This window comes from Novosphingobium sp., from assembly GCF_036733805.1.
In the GTDB taxonomy this organism is placed as follows: Bacteria; Pseudomonadota; Alphaproteobacteria; order Sphingomonadales; family Sphingomonadaceae; genus Novosphingobium.
The window spans coordinates 24,177-39,935 of sequence record NZ_DAIMZT010000027.1 but is presented as its reverse complement, the minus strand read 5'-3'; the positions used below and the strand labels follow the sequence as shown (position 1 = coordinate 39,935).

The 15,759-nt window shown below is 64.7% G+C and carries 14 protein-coding genes and 1 riboswitch; of the genes, 10 read left to right on the top strand and 4 right to left on the bottom strand.

Annotated features, from left to right (window positions below; genetic code table 11):
- The 3 genes from V7D69_RS08410 to V7D69_RS08400 form a co-directional block, all read left to right on the top strand.
- A partial coding sequence (locus tag V7D69_RS08410; protein ID WP_333605564.1) for an Rrf2 family transcriptional regulator occupies positions 1–222 on the top strand: 222 nt, incomplete at its 5' end.
- Positions 223–275: 53 nt separating this feature from the next.
- Positions 276–431, top strand: a complete 156-nt coding sequence (locus V7D69_RS08405; RefSeq protein ID WP_333605563.1) for a hypothetical protein — start codon at positions 276–278, stop codon at positions 429–431.
- A 159-nt stretch (positions 432–590) separates the two neighbouring features.
- Complete coding sequence (locus V7D69_RS08400; protein ID WP_333605562.1) at positions 591–1,202, top strand: HdeD family acid-resistance protein; 612 nt, start codon at positions 591–593, stop codon at positions 1,200–1,202.
- Between the two features lie 7 nt (positions 1,203–1,209).
- Here the strand turns inward: V7D69_RS08400 and V7D69_RS08395 are convergent, their stop codons facing one another.
- The 4 genes from V7D69_RS08395 to V7D69_RS08380 are packed head-to-tail and all read right to left on the bottom strand — an operon-like array spanning position 1,210 to position 5,637.
- Positions 1,210–1,950, bottom strand: coding sequence for an ABC transporter ATP-binding protein (locus V7D69_RS08395; RefSeq protein ID WP_333605561.1), 741 nt, complete (start codon positions 1,948–1,950; stop codon positions 1,210–1,212).
- Positions 1,947–2,873 (bottom strand): FecCD family ABC transporter permease, encoded by a 927-nt coding sequence (locus V7D69_RS08390; RefSeq protein WP_414690913.1) that lies wholly within the window; start codon positions 2,871–2,873, stop codon positions 1,947–1,949. Before V7D69_RS08390 ends, V7D69_RS08395 begins: the two co-directional genes overlap by 4 nt.
- A gap of 35 nt (positions 2,874–2,908) precedes the next feature.
- Entirely contained in the window at positions 2,909–3,823 is a 915-nt protein-coding gene (locus V7D69_RS08385; protein ID WP_333605560.1) for a helical backbone metal receptor, read from the bottom strand.
- A complete protein-coding gene (locus V7D69_RS08380; RefSeq protein WP_333605559.1) occupies positions 3,820–5,637 on the bottom strand; it encodes a TonB-dependent receptor plug domain-containing protein in 1,818 nt (605 codons plus the stop codon). Before V7D69_RS08380 ends, V7D69_RS08385 begins: the two co-directional genes overlap by 4 nt.
- 95 nt (positions 5,638–5,732) lie before the next feature.
- A riboswitch (cobalamin riboswitch) is annotated at positions 5,733–5,933 on the bottom strand.
- A 173-nt stretch (positions 5,934–6,106) separates the two neighbouring features.
- Between V7D69_RS08380 and V7D69_RS08375 the strand changes: the two genes are divergently transcribed.
- From V7D69_RS08375 to lpdA, 7 genes are all read left to right on the top strand, one after another.
- Positions 6,107–7,276 (top strand): cell wall hydrolase, encoded by a 1,170-nt coding sequence (locus V7D69_RS08375; protein ID WP_333605558.1) that lies wholly within the window; start codon positions 6,107–6,109, stop codon positions 7,274–7,276.
- Between the two features lie 132 nt (positions 7,277–7,408).
- Positions 7,409–7,762 (top strand): hypothetical protein, encoded by a 354-nt coding sequence (locus V7D69_RS08370; protein WP_324061032.1) that lies wholly within the window; start codon positions 7,409–7,411, stop codon positions 7,760–7,762.
- A gap of 262 nt (positions 7,763–8,024) precedes the next feature.
- Positions 8,025–8,987, top strand: a complete 963-nt coding sequence (gene mdh, locus V7D69_RS08365) for a malate dehydrogenase (RefSeq protein ID WP_333605557.1) — start codon at positions 8,025–8,027, stop codon at positions 8,985–8,987.
- A gap of 65 nt (positions 8,988–9,052) precedes the next feature.
- Positions 9,053–9,943 (top strand): succinate--CoA ligase subunit alpha, encoded by an 891-nt coding sequence (sucD, locus tag V7D69_RS08360; RefSeq protein WP_333605556.1) that lies wholly within the window; start codon positions 9,053–9,055, stop codon positions 9,941–9,943.
- Positions 9,944–10,135: 192 nt separating this feature from the next.
- On the top strand, positions 10,136–12,985 hold the full coding sequence (locus V7D69_RS08355) for a 2-oxoglutarate dehydrogenase E1 component (RefSeq protein WP_333605555.1): 2,850 nt from the start codon (positions 10,136–10,138) through the stop codon (positions 12,983–12,985).
- Between the two features lie 8 nt (positions 12,986–12,993).
- Positions 12,994–14,226 (top strand): 2-oxoglutarate dehydrogenase complex dihydrolipoyllysine-residue succinyltransferase, encoded by a 1,233-nt coding sequence (odhB, locus tag V7D69_RS08350; RefSeq protein WP_324063857.1) that lies wholly within the window; start codon positions 12,994–12,996, stop codon positions 14,224–14,226.
- Positions 14,227–14,340: 114 nt separating this feature from the next.
- The gene (lpdA, locus tag V7D69_RS08345; protein WP_324063856.1) at positions 14,341–15,738 is read left to right on the top strand and encodes a dihydrolipoyl dehydrogenase; all 1,398 of its coding nucleotides are present in this window, start codon (positions 14,341–14,343) and stop codon (positions 15,736–15,738) included.
- The last annotated feature ends 21 nt before the right edge of the window (positions 15,739–15,759 follow it).

The window sequence follows — 15,759 nt, the reverse complement described above, 5'->3', positions numbered from 1 at the left end:
GGATTTCGCCTGGGCAAGCCCGCTGCCGAGATCCGGCTGGGCGACGTGGTCCGCCTGACGGAGCCCGGTCTTTCCCCCGCCGATTGCGGGAATTGCCTGCTGCGTGCAGCCTGCGGCCTCACCGCCCTGTTGAACGGCGCGATGGCCGCATTTCTGGCGGAGCTGGACCGGCGGACGCTGGCCGATGCGGCGGCCACATCGCACTTGCCCGCCTTCGCCTGACGGGGGGAACCCTCCGCCCGGTCATAGCGTTCTTCCCATGGAGGAGAACCGCCATGAACATCGGAGCCGAAATTCCCTTTCGTCGTCGGCCGGGCAGCCGGCAAGCTACCGGATCGCTGATCTTCGACCGCCGGCGCGAGGAATACTCGCGGGAACATCACGGGGCGGAAATGCGCGTCTGGTCGAACGGACGGTTCTGCAAGAGCTGACTGCTCCCCGCTGTGATCGCCCCCGCGGTGACCGCCCACGATTGCGGCTCCGTAACATACCGGGTAGCGGGCCGGCGATGTATTCGCCATGTGCGGAGCGGCAGACATGTGCGGAGCGGCGGAAACGCCCGTTTCCGGCATCATCAGGGGAGTATCGTCATGACGCAGGCATCGGTCTCCGCTCATCCGCCCGAACCATTGACCGAATGGAACGTGCTGCTGTTGCCCCGGCACAACGCCAGCTGGTTTCTGGTGCGAGGCATTCTGGCGATCGCTTTCGGCATTGTCGCCGTGCTGCTGCCAGGCAGCGCGATATTCGCCGCGGCGCTGGTCTTTGCCGCTTTCACATTCGCTGATGGCTTGTTCTCGTTCGTCAGCGGGGTGCGCGGGGCGCGGCATCACACCCAGCGCTGGCGCGCGCTGATCTTCAACGGCATCGTCGGCATAGCCATAGGCGTGCTGTTCGTGATCTGGCCGCTGCTGAGCACGCTGGCCTATGCCTTTGCTCTCGTCCTGCTGATTGCCCTGTTTTACTTGGCGACCGGCATCGGCCAGATTGTCGCCGCGATCCGCCTGCGCAAGGAGATGGAAGGCGAATGGATGCTGGCCCTGCTGGGCGTAAGCGCGCTGCTGCTGGGCGGGGTCCTGTTCTTCATCCTTTGGACCAATCCCGCCGCGACTCTGCTGACCGTTGCCTGGTTGATCGGGCTCTATGCGCTGATTTCGGGCGCATGCCTGATCGCGCTGTCGATACGGCTACGCAAGCGCTGAGGGCCGTCTAACGCAACGACAGCGCCCGCGCGCCCGGCTCTCCCAACCAGTGTGCCGGGCAGCCCCAGACTCGTTCGATCACTTGCGGGTCAAGCGCTGTCTCGGGCGCGCCGTCCGCGGCGAGGCGCCCCTCGTGAAGCACGATCACCCGGTCGGCGTGATTCATTGCCATCGCCAGGTCGTGCAGCACCAGCACGACGCCGCGCCCGGCCTGCGCCTGTTCACGGAACCGCCGGACGAGCGCCGCAGCGTGGCCAAGATCAAGACTCGCTAGAGGCTCATCGGCAAGGAGCCAGCCGGGCCGCGTGGCCAGCACTCGCGCCATCAGCGCCCGCGCCCGCTCGCCGCCGGAAAGGTGCGAGACAGGCCGGTGACGCAGCACGTCCAGATCCATCGCAGCAAGGGCATCGTCGATCGCCGCCTGTGCCTCAAGCGCCGGGGCGCCGCGCCATGGCAGCCGGCCGAGCGAGACCAGCACTTCGACCGATACGTCCCAGGCCACCTCAGGAGATTGCGGCAGATAACCGATCATCCGCGCGCGGGTCTGATGGCTCAGGCCAGCCATCGGCCGGTCATCCAGCGTCACCTGCCCGGCATCAGGCGCGAGCAACCCGGCCAGACATGAGAGGAGCGTCGACTTGCCCGCCCCGTTAGGGCCGCAAATGGCGGTGACATCACCGGGGCGAAGCGCGAGCGACAATCCGCGCAGGCGATCGCGAACATGAAGATCACGCGCCTGCAGGCTCACGCCAGCCCCCTCCTCATCCGAAACAGCAGGTGCAGGAAGAACGGCGCACCCAGCAGGCTGAGCGCAATGCCCAGGCGAAGCTCGCCGCCAGGCAGCGGCATGATCCGGCAAAGGCAATCGGCGACCAGCAGCAACAGCGCACCCGCAAGCGCGCTCGGCACGATCAGCGAACTGGGGCGGCGGTCGGTCAGCGGGCGCACGAGATGCGGCACCACCAGACCGAGAAAGCCGATGATCCCCGCCACGGCCACGCCCGCGCCCACGGTCAGGCCGATGCCCGCGATCATCAGCACTTGCAGCCGCGCCGGGTCGACGCCCAACGAACGGGCCGCCGCCTCGCCCAGGGTCAGCCCGTCAAGGCTGCGCCCGGCGCCGATCAGCACGCCGATCCCCGCAAGCGTGAGCGGCGCGGCGATCCACACGTCCCGCCAGGACCGGTCAGCCAGCGCGCCCATCAACCAGGTGACGATCTCACTCACCGCGAAAGGGGTGGGCGAAAGGCTGATGGCCAGGCTTACCAGGGCGCTGGAGAGGCTGGAGATCATCAGCCCTGCCAAAGTGAACAGCGCGATGCCGCCCTCCCGCCCGGCGATCAGCGCCAGCAGCGCCATCGCCCCGCTCGCGCCGATCAGGGCGAATGCCGGCAGGAGCCATGCGGAAGCGGCATAGCCGGTCCAAAGGCTCAGCACCGCGCCCAGCGCCGCGCCGGGGGCGATCCCGAACAGGCCAGGGTCCGCCAGCGGATTGCGCAAATATCCCTGCATCGCCGCGCCGGCCGCACCCAGCCCCGCCCCCAGCACCAGCGCCAATACGGCGCGCGGCAGGCGCAGCTGCATGACAATCACCGCCGCGTTATGCGTGTTGGGTGCGAAGGGATCGATCCATACGCGCCCGGCAAGCAGCGAAAGCGGCACCGCCAGCATCAGGGCGACGATAAGGACAGGGATCAAGCCGCGCTTCACCGCACGCCTCGCTGAACACTGTTGGGAAAATGCGCCGGCTGCCCCTGATCCGCAGCAGCCCGGACCTGCGCCAGCCGCTTCAGCGCGCGCGGGATGGTCGGGCCGCCGCACCACAGAAGCGCGCTGTCGATCGGGGCGCGCGCCACCCCTTTAAGCGTATCCAAAGCTGGGTGGCTCAGCATCCGGTCCCCTTGTGACCGGGCATCGCCCACAGTGAAGATCACGCGCGGCGGCTGCGCCAGCATCCTTTCGAGCGGAAGATAATCGGCCTGCGACAATTCGCGTGCGGCGGCGGCATTGGCAAAGCCGCTACGCCGCAACAGGTCCGCGATCAGGGTGTGGTCGCCCGAGACGATACCGCCCGATTCCCACACAAGCGCCGGAACGGGCTTCTCCTCGGCAGGCGACGCAGCGTTAGCAAGAGCGCTTTCGATACGCGCGACAAGCGCCTCTCCGGCGTCAGGGTTTCCCGCCAGGTCCGCCAGCTCGCGCACTTGCGCCTCGGACGTAGCGACGTCGACCGGGATCGGCACCATCACCACGCGCATGCCCATATCGCGCAGCGCCTGCTGCGTCGCCGGATCAAGGAACGTGCTGGCCACCACCACATCCGGCGCAAGCGCGGCCACTTCCTCAACCGCGCCCGACGTTTCGGCAAAGCGCGCGGCCTTCACCGCCTCCATCGAGCTGGCGGCGGGATCATGACTGAAATGCGAAATGGCCAGGAGTTGGCCCGGCGTCGTCACCTCCGCCAGGATCGCGTCAGTACAAGGATTGAGCGACACCACTGAAACCTGGAAATGCGCCGCCGGCCCGGAAGGAACCGGCGACTGCGCACATGCGGTCAGAAAAGCGCAAAACGGCGCGATCATCCCCCAACGGGAAAGGACGAGAGCGCCGGATTGCTTCACATCTTCACCCGCACCCCGGCAAAGGCCGATCGGCCAGGGGTGCCGTAAGTGCGCACGACCTCGTAATGTTCATCGAACAGGTTATCGACGCGGCCATAGACCTCCACGTTCCTTGTCACCGCGAAGGACCCGCGCAGGCCCACGACGACAAAGCCGTCGAGATAGTTCGTGTTCGCCATGTCATCATAACGCCCACCCCCGACGCGCAAGTCCACGCCGAGCTTCAGCCCCACGTTCCAGATCTTGTCGATGCTGGCGTAGAGGTTGTTTCTGGGCCGCCGGGCAAGCTGGGCGCCGGTGATTTCGTTCGTGGCGTCAAGATAAGTGTAAGCCAGGTTCACATCGAAGCCGTTCCAGTTGACCACCTGCATCCCCAGTTCCAGCCCCTTGGCCCGCGCGCGGCCGACGTTGAAATAATTGAAGGTAGTCAGGTCGAAGTCGATCAGGTTTTTCGTCTTGCGATCGAAATAGGTCAACGTAAAGCGCCCGGCGCCTTCTGCGAAAGGCAACTCGATACCCGAATCCCATCCCTTCGAGGTTTCCGGATCAAGCGCGCGGAAACCGGCGTTAGTGTAAAGCTGGAACAACGAAGGCGCCTTGAAGCCCTCGTTATAACTGGCGCGCAGCACCGGGGCATTGACGCCTGAACCGATAACCCAGGCGCCATTCGCGGCGAATGTCGTCCTATGGCCGAAATCCGCGTTGTCATCGTAACGCATTCCGCCGTTAAGCGTCAGGCCCGAAAGCGGGTGCAACGTCAGATTGCCGAAATAGCTGTCGATCGAGGTGGATGCTCTTGAACCGAAATTGTCGCGGAATTTCTGCTTCTCGGTCTCTGCGCCGATCAGCACGCTCACCAGCTCAATCGGCGCGAAGGAAACCTGGCTCTCGAAGCGCTCAGTGCGACCGTTGGTCTCGAAAGGGCCGAACACGGCATCGTCGGAAATGCGGCGACTGTTGGTCAGCCCATAACCCACGCGCGCGTTCAACCGGCCGTCGAGGCCGGAATAGCGCAAGTTTGCATAGCCCAGCTCATCACGCTTGAGCCCGAAGTTGAGCGCATCGGCTCCGGTATTGTCATAACCATAAGTGGCCTTGGTCCAGAAGCCGCCCAGATCGGCCGAGAGCCCCGGCGTCAGCTCCACCTCTGCGCGCGCATTGGCGCTTTTGCTTTCGAACCCATCCTTTTCCTTGCCCCCGAGGCGCTCATCAAAGGCCGAGAAGCCATCGCCCTTCAGCCAGTTGACGCCCAGGGTCAGGCCCACCGGGCCCAGCTTGCCGGCGGCGGAAGCCCCCGCCTGCTTCTGATCGCGCCAACCATATTCTGCCTGCGCCCGCGCGTGCCACTCTTCCGTGGGGCGCGGCGTAATGAAGTTGATGACGCCGCCGATGGCCCGGCTGCCCCAAAGCACGCCCGAGGAACCGCGCACTACCTCCACCCGATCGAACTGACCGATCGTAAGCGCGCCGAAATCGAAACCGCCGCCCACATCACCCGGATCGTTGATCCGCACGCCGTCGATCAGAACCAGGCTTTGCGCGCTCTCCGCACCCCGGATGAACACGCTGGCGGGCTGGCCGAATGCGCCCGCCTGACTTGTGGACACGCCGGGAATGCGGGCCAGCACGTCCGTGACGGCGATCGCCTGCGTGCGCTCGATGTCGTCGCGGGTAATAACGCTTACCGATTGGCCGACTTGCGTAATCGGCGTTTCCGTGCGGGTAGCGGTGACAACGATCTGGCCGCCCGCCTCGTCGGCAATCGCGGGTGTGCTGACGGCAAGCGCCGAACTGAGCAGAAAAAGGTACTTCATGTGCATTCCTCCAAGCCTGAACGATATGCCGTTCATGGCGGAGGGCGTGCTCTTTCGGCGCGCGTCTCGCTGCTTTCCGGTACACCCCGCCCGGCGCGGAACGACCGTCACAGGCAGGTCTCCTGGCTCCCGGATCATCGCCCGCCCTCGCCTTCCCAGCCCGTTCGATCAAGGAACATGGCCAGTGGCGCGTGGAGCGCGGGCTCCCCGGTCACAGTTGCGGGGGCAGCGCCGGAATCGAACCGGCTTCCCTCTTCGGCCCGGTTTCCCGAGCAACCCATGACGTGAGCGCGCCGATAGTGCGATGCGGCGTGCTTGGCAAGCAGGTGCGCGAAACGCAAAATCTTAAGCCCTTAAGGCTATCCGATGCCCTTGTCCCACGCAGGGACAACGCGCGATGCGCGGGTGCGGCGCCTGCTCCGCCGGGTTAGGCGCAACCCGCGCCATCGCGCCTCGCGAAAGGAACCGGGTGCCTTCAGACGCTGCCTTCTCTGGGCCGACGCGGCCTCAACCGCGGTGGGCGGAATGGGAAGAGCCACGCCCGCGCGATTTCGCTGCGCGGTTCCCACGCCGCTGCCGCCATGCAAGGGCGCGCCGAAAACGGCGCTGGAGCCTGGGTCTTGCCGCGCTGGCTGCGATCGCCCTGCCCGCTTTTGCCGCGCCCGGTGGCTGGGATCGCTTTCGCATTGCCGATGCGCTTACGCCGGATGCGCCGCTTCGACCGATGCCGTTTGAACAGGCCGGCTCCAGCTTCCCCGGCTCGGCCTTCTATTACCTCGACGCGGGCATGCCGGTACTCAAAGTAGGCGAAGGCATCCGGTCGGACGCAGACGACGCCGTCTCCGGCCCCGCGCTCGGAACCGGCCCAGCTGCCCGCCCGCTTCACATCGACAATTCCGGCGTCGACCGCACGCGCGCGCTGCAATGCCTAACCGCGGCGGTCTATTACGAAGCCGCGAGCGAGCCCGACGCCGGCCAGCGGGCCGTGGCGCAAGTGGTGCTGAACCGCGTGGCTCACCCCGCTTATCCCAAAACGGTCTGCGGCGTGGTCTATCAGGGATCCGAGCAGCCCACCGGCTGCCAGTTCTCTTTCGCTTGCGACGGTTCGCTGGCGCGCCATCCGGTAAAGCTGTTTTGGGACCGGGCGGAAGACGTCGCCCGGCAGGCCCTCGCCGGCTATGTCTATAGGCCAGTGGGCCTGGCGACGCATTATCATACCGTTCAGGTCAACCCTTACTGGGCGCCGAGCCTGCATTACCTGGGCACGATCGGCGCGCACCGGTTCTACAGCTTCAACGGGGCAGCGGGCAATCCTGCCGCCTTCCGCTTCGCCTATCTCGGTGGAGAGCCGATGGCCCTGCCGCACCCGCGCGACGATTCCGCCGCCAGCGCCGCTTCGGCCGCCGCGCTTGATCCCGTCGCGGTTCAACGCGCCTTCGCGCTACCGGAACGGGCCGGAACCGGGGTCCGAACTGGGGGGAGCGCCGATGGCGCAGCCGCGGCAGCACCTCTCTATACCAGCGAATTGCGCGTACGGGGCGGCGACGCGCTCTACCGCATGCGTGACCTGCCCGAAGCACAGGGGATCAAGGCCGAATATGCCAATTCCGGTCGCTGGATCGCGCAGCCGGGAGGTTAACGGTCGATTGGCGCCGGAAGCGGCTTTCCACCTCATCAATGGTTAGGCAACCAAAGCCTCTCATCAATGATTAGAGGCTGCCGGGTACAAGGCGATTCGAAACGGTTTGCGGCATTGGAGGCTCCCCACACTATGACGATCCGATTTGCGGCCGCCTGGGGTGGAACGACTCCGGCGATCGCGCGCGCGCTTTGCCCCTCCGCCCCGTTGGGCGCGGTCAATGACAACCTTCCGATACCTCTCGGCACCCAGGCCCTGATGGCTGGGCCGACCGCGGAGGACGCCGCGAGCGGGTATCTGCCGGTCGAAGCGCTCCGCCATTTCGCCCGCCACGGCCTCGCCGCCGCCGCTCAGGCCCGCGCGGAAGCCGAAGCAGCGCAAGCAGCCGGCAATGCTGAGGGCAGAGACCACTGGATCGCGGTTTGCCGCCAACTGGACCGACGCATGGCCGAAGCTTGCACGCGCGCGCTTGTCACGACGGATTGAGCCAGTCCGGCGATCCGGGATAAAAATGACTTCCATACAGGATCTTATACGTCAAAGACGTGCGATCAATATGCCTTAATGAATTTGCGAACCATTATCATATCTTTCTTCCCTTCCGGCGACGCAAAGTGCCTTTTCGCGGTTGCAATGTATGCGGGAGGCGCGTAGGGCGCGCTCTGCAACATCGGCACCTGCCTTTGCGGGATGGAGCAGGCGGCCTTGAAGTCCGGCAATCCCGCCTCGGGAAGGACACGCAAGCATCATGGCTCGTAAGAAGATCGCGCTTATCGGCGCCGGCAATATCGGCGGCACTCTGGCACACCTGGCAGCGCAGAAGGAATTGGGCGACATCGTCCTGTTCGACATTGCTGACGGCGTTCCCCAGGGCAAGGCGCTTGACCTTTCGCAGTGCGGCCCCGTCGAGGGCTTCGATGCTTTCATCACCGGCACCAGCGATTATAAGGATATCGCAGGCGCTGATGTCGTGATCGTGACTGCCGGCGTGCCTCGCAAGCCCGGCATGAGCCGCGACGACCTGCTGGGCATCAACCTCAAGGTGATGAAGTCTGTCGGCGAAGGCATCAAGAATAACTGCCCCGACGCTTTCGTGATCTGCATCACCAACCCGCTCGATGCGATGGTCTGGGCGCTGCGCGAATTTTCGGGGCTGCCTCACAACAAGGTGGTGGGCATGGCCGGCGTGCTCGATTCGGCGCGCTTCTCCACCTTCCTCGCCTGGGAGTTCGGCGTCTCGGTGCGCGATGTGACCAGCTTCGTGCTGGGCGGCCATGGCGACACCATGGTGCCGGTGGTCGAATACTCGACCGTCAAGGGCATCCCCGTCCCCGACCTCATCAAGATGGGCAAGTCCACGCAGGAGCGCATTGACGAGATCGTGAAGCGCACCGCGAACGGCGGCGGCGAGATCGTGGCCATGCTCAAGACCGGTTCGGCCTTCTACGCCCCGGCCGCCAGCGCGATCGCCATGGCCGAAAGCTACCTCGGCGACCAGAAGCGCATCCTGCCCTGCGCCGCCTATCTCGAAGGCCAGTACGGCGTTGACGGCCTCTACGTAGGCGTGCCCGTGAAGATCGGCGCGAACGGCGTTGAGGAAGTGATCGAGATCGCGCTGAACGAAAAGGCCAAGGCCGGCCTGCAGCTGAGCATCGATGCCGTGAAGGAACTGCTGGTGGCCTGCAAGGGCATCGACAGCGATCTGGCCTAAGACTTTCGCGCAATGCACCGTCATCCCGGCCAGGCCGGGATGACGATTAAGGAACGGATGAAACCATGAGCATCCTCGTAAACAAGAATACCAAGGTCATCACCCAGGGCATGACCGGCTCGACCGGCAGCTTCCACACGCAGGCCGCGCTTGATTACGGCACGCAGATGGTTGCGGGTGTGACCCCCGGCAAGGGCGGCACCACCCATCTGGGCCTGCCGCAGTTCGACACTGTGGCGGAGGCCAAGGCCGCGACCGGCGCCACCGCCTCTTGCATCTACGTGCCGCCGGCCGGCGCCGCCGACGCCATCCTGGAAGCGATCGATGCAGAGATCGAGCTTATCATCTGCATCACCGAAGGCATTCCGGTGCTGGACATGGTGCCCGTCAAGCGTGCGCTCACCAGCAGCAAGTCGCGCCTGATCGGCCCGAACTGCCCTGGCGTTCTGACGCCGAACGAGTGCAAGATCGGCATCATGCCCGGCAACATCTTCTCCAAGGGCTCGGTCGGCGTCGTCAGCCGCTCTGGCACGCTCACGTACGAAGCCGTGTTCCAGACCACCAATGCGGGGCTCGGTCAGACCACCGCGGTCGGCATCGGCGGCGATCCGGTCAACGGCACCAACTTCATCGACGTGCTGGAACTCTTCCTGGCGGATGACGAGACCAAGTCGATCATCATGATCGGCGAGATCGGCGGCAGCGCCGAGGAAGAAGCCGCGCAGTTCCTGAAGGACGAGGCCAAGCGTGGGCGCAAGAAGCCGATGGTGGGCTTCATCGCCGGCCGCACCGCCCCTCCGGGTCGCCGCATGGGCCACGCCGGCGCGATCGTTTCGGGCGGCCAGGGCGGCGCCGAGGACAAGATCGCGGCGATGGAAGATGCCGGCATCCGCGTCTCCCCTTCCCCCTCGCTGCTCGGCGAAACTCTTGTGGAACTGCTCAAGGTCCACGCCTGACATATCCTTCGGTTGGGATGCGGAGCTTAGGGGTATTCCCCTATCCGCGTCCCACCCGGAACTAACCACAAGGCGTTCAGACGCCGAATTGCCTCAGCGGACAGCCGGCTACCTCCTTCGGGGAACCGTGCCGCCCGAGATTGATTGCTCGACTGCGGCCACCTGGCCTCCGGCGCGCGAAAGGTGCTTGTGATGGGCAACGAGAATATGGATTTCACGCCCGATATGGGTCTTGACGAACCCCAACCCGGCCCGAGCTGGCAGCGCGCCAATTGGCCGCGTGTCGGCGCCGAGTTCGAAGATGATTGGACTCAGGGTCTAGACCCCACCGCGCTCAAGGCCAAGATCGAGAAGGCCGCGGCGAAGGGCGGCAAGATCGATCAGTCGCGTATAGACGAAGCCGCTGCTGACGCGGTGCGCGCGATGATGCTGATCCGCACATATCGCGTGCGCGGGCACCTCGCCGCCGACCTCGACCCGCTGGGCCTCAATCAACGCCAGCTTCCGGCCGACCTGACTCCCGAATACCACGGTTTCATCGGCGCCGCGCAGGACCGCGCCGTCTATGTCGGCGGCACGCTGGGCCTGGAATGGGCGACCGTGCGCGAGATCGTGCAGATCCTGCGCGCCAATTATTGCGGCAAGGTCGGCCTGGAATACATGCACATCTCCGACACGGACGAGCGCCGCTTCCTGCAGGATCGCATGGAAGGCGCCGACAAGGAGATTGAGTTCACGCCCGAAGGCAAGAAGGCGATCCTGCGGGCCGTGGTCCGTGGCGAGCAGTACGAGAAGTTCCTGGGCAAGAAGTACGTCGGCACCAAGCGCTTCGGCCTGGATGGCGGCGAATCGATGATTCCCGCGCTGGAATCCGTCATCAAGTATGGCGGTATGCTTGGCGTGAAGGAGATCGTTTACGGCATGGCCCACCGCGGCCGCCTGAACGTTCTCGCCAACGTGATGGCCAAGCCTTACAAGGTCATCTTCCACGAATTTTCGGGCGGCACCGCCAACCCGGAGGACGTTGGCGGATCGGGCGACGTCAAATATCACCTCGGCACTTCGACGGACCGTGAGTTCGACGGCGTTAAAGTGCACATGAGCCTGATGCCCAATCCCAGCCACCTTGAAACCGTCGATCCGGTGGTGCTGGGCAAAGTGCGCGCTTACCAAACCATTCACGACGACATCGGTGACGATATCGGTCCCGGTGCGCGCCACAAGCAAGTTCTGCCCGTGTTGATTCACGGCGACGCCGCTTTCGCCGGCCAGGGCATCATCTGGGAATGCTTCGGCCTGTCAGGCGTAAAGGGCTACAACACTGGCGGGTGCATTCACTTCATCATCAACAACCAGATCGGCTTCACCACCAGCCCGCAGTTCGCGCGCAATTCGCCTTATCCCTCCGACGTGGCCAAGGGCGTCCAGGCCCCGATCCTGCACGTCAATGGCGATGATCCGGCGGCGGTGACTTTCGCCTGCAAGCTCGCGATCGATTACCGCCAGACCTTCGGGCGCGACATCGTGATCGACATGTGGTGCTATCGCCGCTTCGGTCACAACGAAGGCGACGAACCCGGCTTCACGCAGCCGCTGATGTACGAGCAAATCCGCAAGCATCCGTCCGTCAGCCGCATCTATGCCGAGCGTCTGAAGGCCGAAGGCGTGATTGACGACGCCTTCCTGCCTGAGAGCGAGGCGGCCTTCAACGCGCACCTCGAAGAGCAGTTCGAAGCCGCGAAGACATACAAGTCCAATCATGCAGACTGGTTCAGCGGCCAGTGGAGCGGCTTCAACAAGCCGGCCGATCCCGAAACAGCGCGCCGCAACGTGCCCACCGGGATCGAGGGCAAGCTGTTCGACAGCCTCGGCCGCGTGCTCACCACCGTTCCCGAGGGCCTGACGATCCACAAGACCCTGGCTCGCGTGATCGAGGCGCGGCGCGAGATGTTCGCCAGCGCCGAAGGCTTCGACTGGGCCACCGCCGAAGCGCTGGCCTTCGGCTCGCTGTGCTCCGAAGGCTACGGTGTGCGCCTGTCCGGCCAGGACTGCGAGCGCGGCACTTTCTCGCAGCGCCACGCCGTATGGGTCGATCAGAAGGACGAGCACAAGTACACACCGCTCTCGACCCTGCCGCATGGCCGCTTCGAAGTGCTGAACTCCACGCTTTCGGAATATGGCGTGCTCGGCTTCGAATATGGCTATGCCAGTGCCGATCCCAAGACGCTGGTGCTGTGGGAAGCGCAGTTCGGCGATTTTGCCAATGGCGCGCAAATCGTGATCGACCAATATGTCGCCGCCGCCGAAGCCAAGTGGCTGCGCGCCAACGGTCTCGTCATGTTGTTGCCGCACGGTTATGAAGGCCAGGGGCCGGAGCATTCGTCCGCTCGCCTGGAACGGTTCCTGCAGCTTTGCGCGCAGGACAATATCCAGGTCTGCAACATCTCGACGCCGTCGAACTATTTCCACGTGCTGCGCCGGCAGATGCATCGCCCGTTCCGCAAGCCGCTGGTCATCATGACGCCCAAGTCACTGCTGCGCCATCCGATGGCGAAGTCGCGCGCTTCGGATTTCATCGGCGACGGCCACTTCTTCCGCATCCTGTCCGACCCGAAAGCACCGGCCGACAAGGATACGAGAAAAGTGATCCTGTGTTCGGGCAAGGTTTCTTACGACCTGTTTGAGGCGCGCGACGCCGCCGAGATCACCGATACGCAGATCATCCGCATCGAGCAGCTCTACCCCTTCCCCGGAGAGCCGCTGACCGCGCGTCTAAGCCGGATGACCGGCCTGGAAGAGATCGTGTGGTGTCAGGAAGAACCGCGCAACAACGGCGCCTGGTTCTTCGTGGAATCGCAGATCGAACAGGCCGCGCAGGAAGCCGGGGTGAAAAGCCCGCGTCCGCGCTATGCCGGCCGCCAGGCTTCGGCCTCCCCGGCCACCGGCCTTGCCAAGCGCCATAACTCCGAGCAGGCGGCGCTCGTCGCCGATGCGTTGCATCTTTCCGTCCGTTCAGAACTCCGTCGCAAGCAGAAGGCTTGAGATAAATCATGTCCACCGAAGTCAAGGTCCCCACGCTCGGCGAATCCGTCTCCGAGGCCACTATCGGCCAATGGCTGAAACAGCCGGGCGAGCCTGTCGCCGCCGATGAACCGATCGCCAGCCTGGAGACCGACAAGGTCGCCATCGATGTCAACGCGCCGCACGCCGGGGTGATGGGCCAGCAACTCGTCAAGGAAGGCGATACCGTCACCGTCGGCGCGCTGATCGCGACGATCGAAGAAGGGACCGGTGCCGTCGCCCCGAAGGCCGCCGCGCCCAAGGCAGCGGTGGCCGCTTCCGCTCCCACCGCTGCCCCGGCGTCAGCCCCTGTTCCCACCGCAGAGGAAGCTTCGGGCGCAGCGGCCGTGCTTTCGCCGGCGGTGCGCCGCGCGGTGCTGGAACATGGCATTGATCCGGCGTCCATCAAGGGCACCGGCAAGGACGGACGCATCACCAAGGACGATGTGGTCGCGGCGGCGCAAGCCAAGGCGGCCAGCCCTGCCCCCGCCATCTCGACCGCGGCGACCGCTTCAGGCCCCGAGCGGCGCGAGGAACGCGTCAAGATGACGCGCCTGCGCCAGACGATCGCCAAGCGCCTCAAAAGCGCACAGGAAACCGCCGCGCTCCTCACCACCTTCAATGACGTGGACATGTCCGCCGTCATTGAGGCGCGCGAAAAGTACAAGGACGTCTTCGCCAAGAAGCACGGGATCAAACTGGGCTTCATGTCGTTCTTCGCCAAGGCTTCCGTCCTGGCGCTGAAGGACATTCCGGCCGTGAACGCACAGATCGACGGCGACGAGATCGTCTATCACGATTATGTCGACATCTCGATCGCGGTCTCGGCCCCGAACGGCCTGGTCGTGCCCGTGGTGCGCGATTGCGACAAGCTTTCCTTCGCCGGCATCGAGAAAGCCATCGCCGACTTCGGCGCGCGCGCCAAGGACGGCACCTTGACGATGGAAGATATGAAGGGCGGCACTTTCACCATCTCCAACGGCGGCATCTTCGGCGGCCTGATGTCCACCCCGATCATCAACCCGCCGCAAAGCGCCGTGCTCGGCCTGCACCGGATAGAGGAACGCGCGGTGGTGCGCGACGGTCAGATCGTCATCCGCCCGATGATGTACCTCGCCCTCAGCTACGATCACCGCCTGATCGACGGCCGCGAAGCAGTGACCGCGCTCAAGACCATCAAGGAAGCGATCGAGGACCCGACGCGGCTGCTGATCGACTTGTAAGAGATTACGCGCTGCTCCCTTCGCCAGGCTCAAGGACGTAGGGGAGAGATTTTGATTGAATACCCAAGTCCGCTCGTGCTGAGCTTGTCGAGGCACGCTGGCACGGAGTTCGAAATGGCTGAATACGATTACGACGTCCTTGTCATCGGTGCCGGTCCCGGCGGTTATGTCGCGGCGATCCGCGCCGCCCAGCTCGGCCTGAAAACCGCCTGCGCCGAAGGGCGCGAGACGCTGGGCGGCACGTGCCTCAACGTCGGCTGCATTCCGTCAAAAGCCCTGCTCCACGCTTCGGAATATTTCGAAGCGGCCAAGAGCGGCGCGATGGCGGCAATGGGCATCAAGGTCACCCCGGAGCTCGATCTTGACGCCATGCAGGGCCAGCGCAAAGACGCGGTGAAGGGCCTGACCGGCGGCATCGAGTTCCTGTTCAAGAAGAACAAGGTCGATTGGCTGAAGGGTTACGCGCAGTTCAAGGACGCACATACCGTCGAAGTCGCGGGCAAGAGCGTGACGGCGAAGAACGTGGTCATCGCCACCGGGTCCTCGGTCACACCCTTGCCCGGCGTTGAGATCGACAATGTCAAAGGCGTCGTCGTCGATTCCACCGGTGCACTGGAACTGGCCGCCGTGCCGAAGACGATGGTGGTTATCGGCGGCGGCGTGATCGGGCTGGAACTCGGTTCGGTCTGGCGTCGCCTGGGTGCGGAAGTCACGGTCGTCGAGTTCCTCGATCAGCTTCTGCCCGGCATGGACGGCGAAGTGCGCAAGGAAGCAGCCAAGATCTTCAAGAAGCAGGGCATGGCGCTGAAGCTGGGCACCAAAGTGACCGGCGTTTCAGTGAAGGGCAAGAAAGCCACTGTCACTCTGGAACCGGCCGCGGGCGGCGCGTCCGAAAAGCTGGAGGCCGATGTCGTGCTCGTCTCGATCGGCCGCCGCCCCAATACGGAAGGGCTGGGCCTCGACAAGATCGGCCTGGAGCTGAACCAGCGCGGCCAGATCGAAACCGATCATGACTTCGCAACCAAGGTCGAAGGCGTCTGGGCCATCGGCGACGTAATTCCCGGCCCGATGCTGGCGCACAAGGCCGAGGACGAAGGCATCGCCGTGGCTGAGAACATCGCCGGCCTGACCGGCATCGTGAATCACGATGTAATCCCCGGTGTGGTCTATACCCAGCCCGAGATCGCCGGCGTCGGCCTGACCGAAGAGGCCGCCAAGGAGCGCGGTCCGGTGAAGGTCGGCAAGTTCCCGATGCTCGCCAACTCACGCGCCAAGACCAATCATGAGCCCGACGGCTTCGTGAAGGTGATCGCTGATGCCGAGACTGATCGCGTGCTCGGCGTCTGGTGCATCGCCTCGGTCGCCGGCACGATGATCGCCCAGGCTGCTCAGGCCATGGAGTTCGGCGCCACCAGCGAGGATATCGCTTACACCTGCCACGCTCACCCGACGCATTCCGAGGCGATCAAGGAAGCGGCAATGGCGGTGACGGGCAAGCCGATCCACATCTGATATGGGTGAACTTCTCTTCCT

Bases quoted from the DNA above. Each gene is read 5' to 3' on its own strand.
- V7D69_RS08405 (WP_333605563.1), top strand. From the start codon at position 276: ATGAACATCGGAGCCGAAATTCCCTTTCGTCGTCGGCCGGGCAGCCGG.
- V7D69_RS08400 (WP_333605562.1), top strand. From the start codon at position 591: ATGACGCAGGCATCGGTCTCCGCTCATCCGCCCGAACCATTGACCGAA.
- V7D69_RS08390 (WP_414690913.1), bottom strand. From the start codon at position 2,873: ATGCTGGCGGTGCCGCTTTCGCTGCTTGCCGGGCGCGTATGGATCGAT.
- V7D69_RS08380 (WP_333605559.1), bottom strand. From the start codon at position 5,637: ATGAAGTACCTTTTTCTGCTCAGTTCGGCGCTTGCCGTCAGCACACCC.
- V7D69_RS08370 (WP_324061032.1), top strand. From the start codon at position 7,409: ATGACGATCCGATTTGCGGCCGCCTGGGGTGGAACGACTCCGGCGATC.
- mdh (WP_333605557.1), top strand. From the start codon at position 8,025: ATGGCTCGTAAGAAGATCGCGCTTATCGGCGCCGGCAATATCGGCGGC.
- sucD (WP_333605556.1), top strand. From the start codon at position 9,053: ATGAGCATCCTCGTAAACAAGAATACCAAGGTCATCACCCAGGGCATG.
- V7D69_RS08355 (WP_333605555.1), top strand. From the start codon at position 10,136: ATGGGCAACGAGAATATGGATTTCACGCCCGATATGGGTCTTGACGAA.
- odhB (WP_324063857.1), top strand. From the start codon at position 12,994: ATGTCCACCGAAGTCAAGGTCCCCACGCTCGGCGAATCCGTCTCCGAG.
- lpdA (WP_324063856.1), top strand. From the start codon at position 14,341: ATGGCTGAATACGATTACGACGTCCTTGTCATCGGTGCCGGTCCCGGC.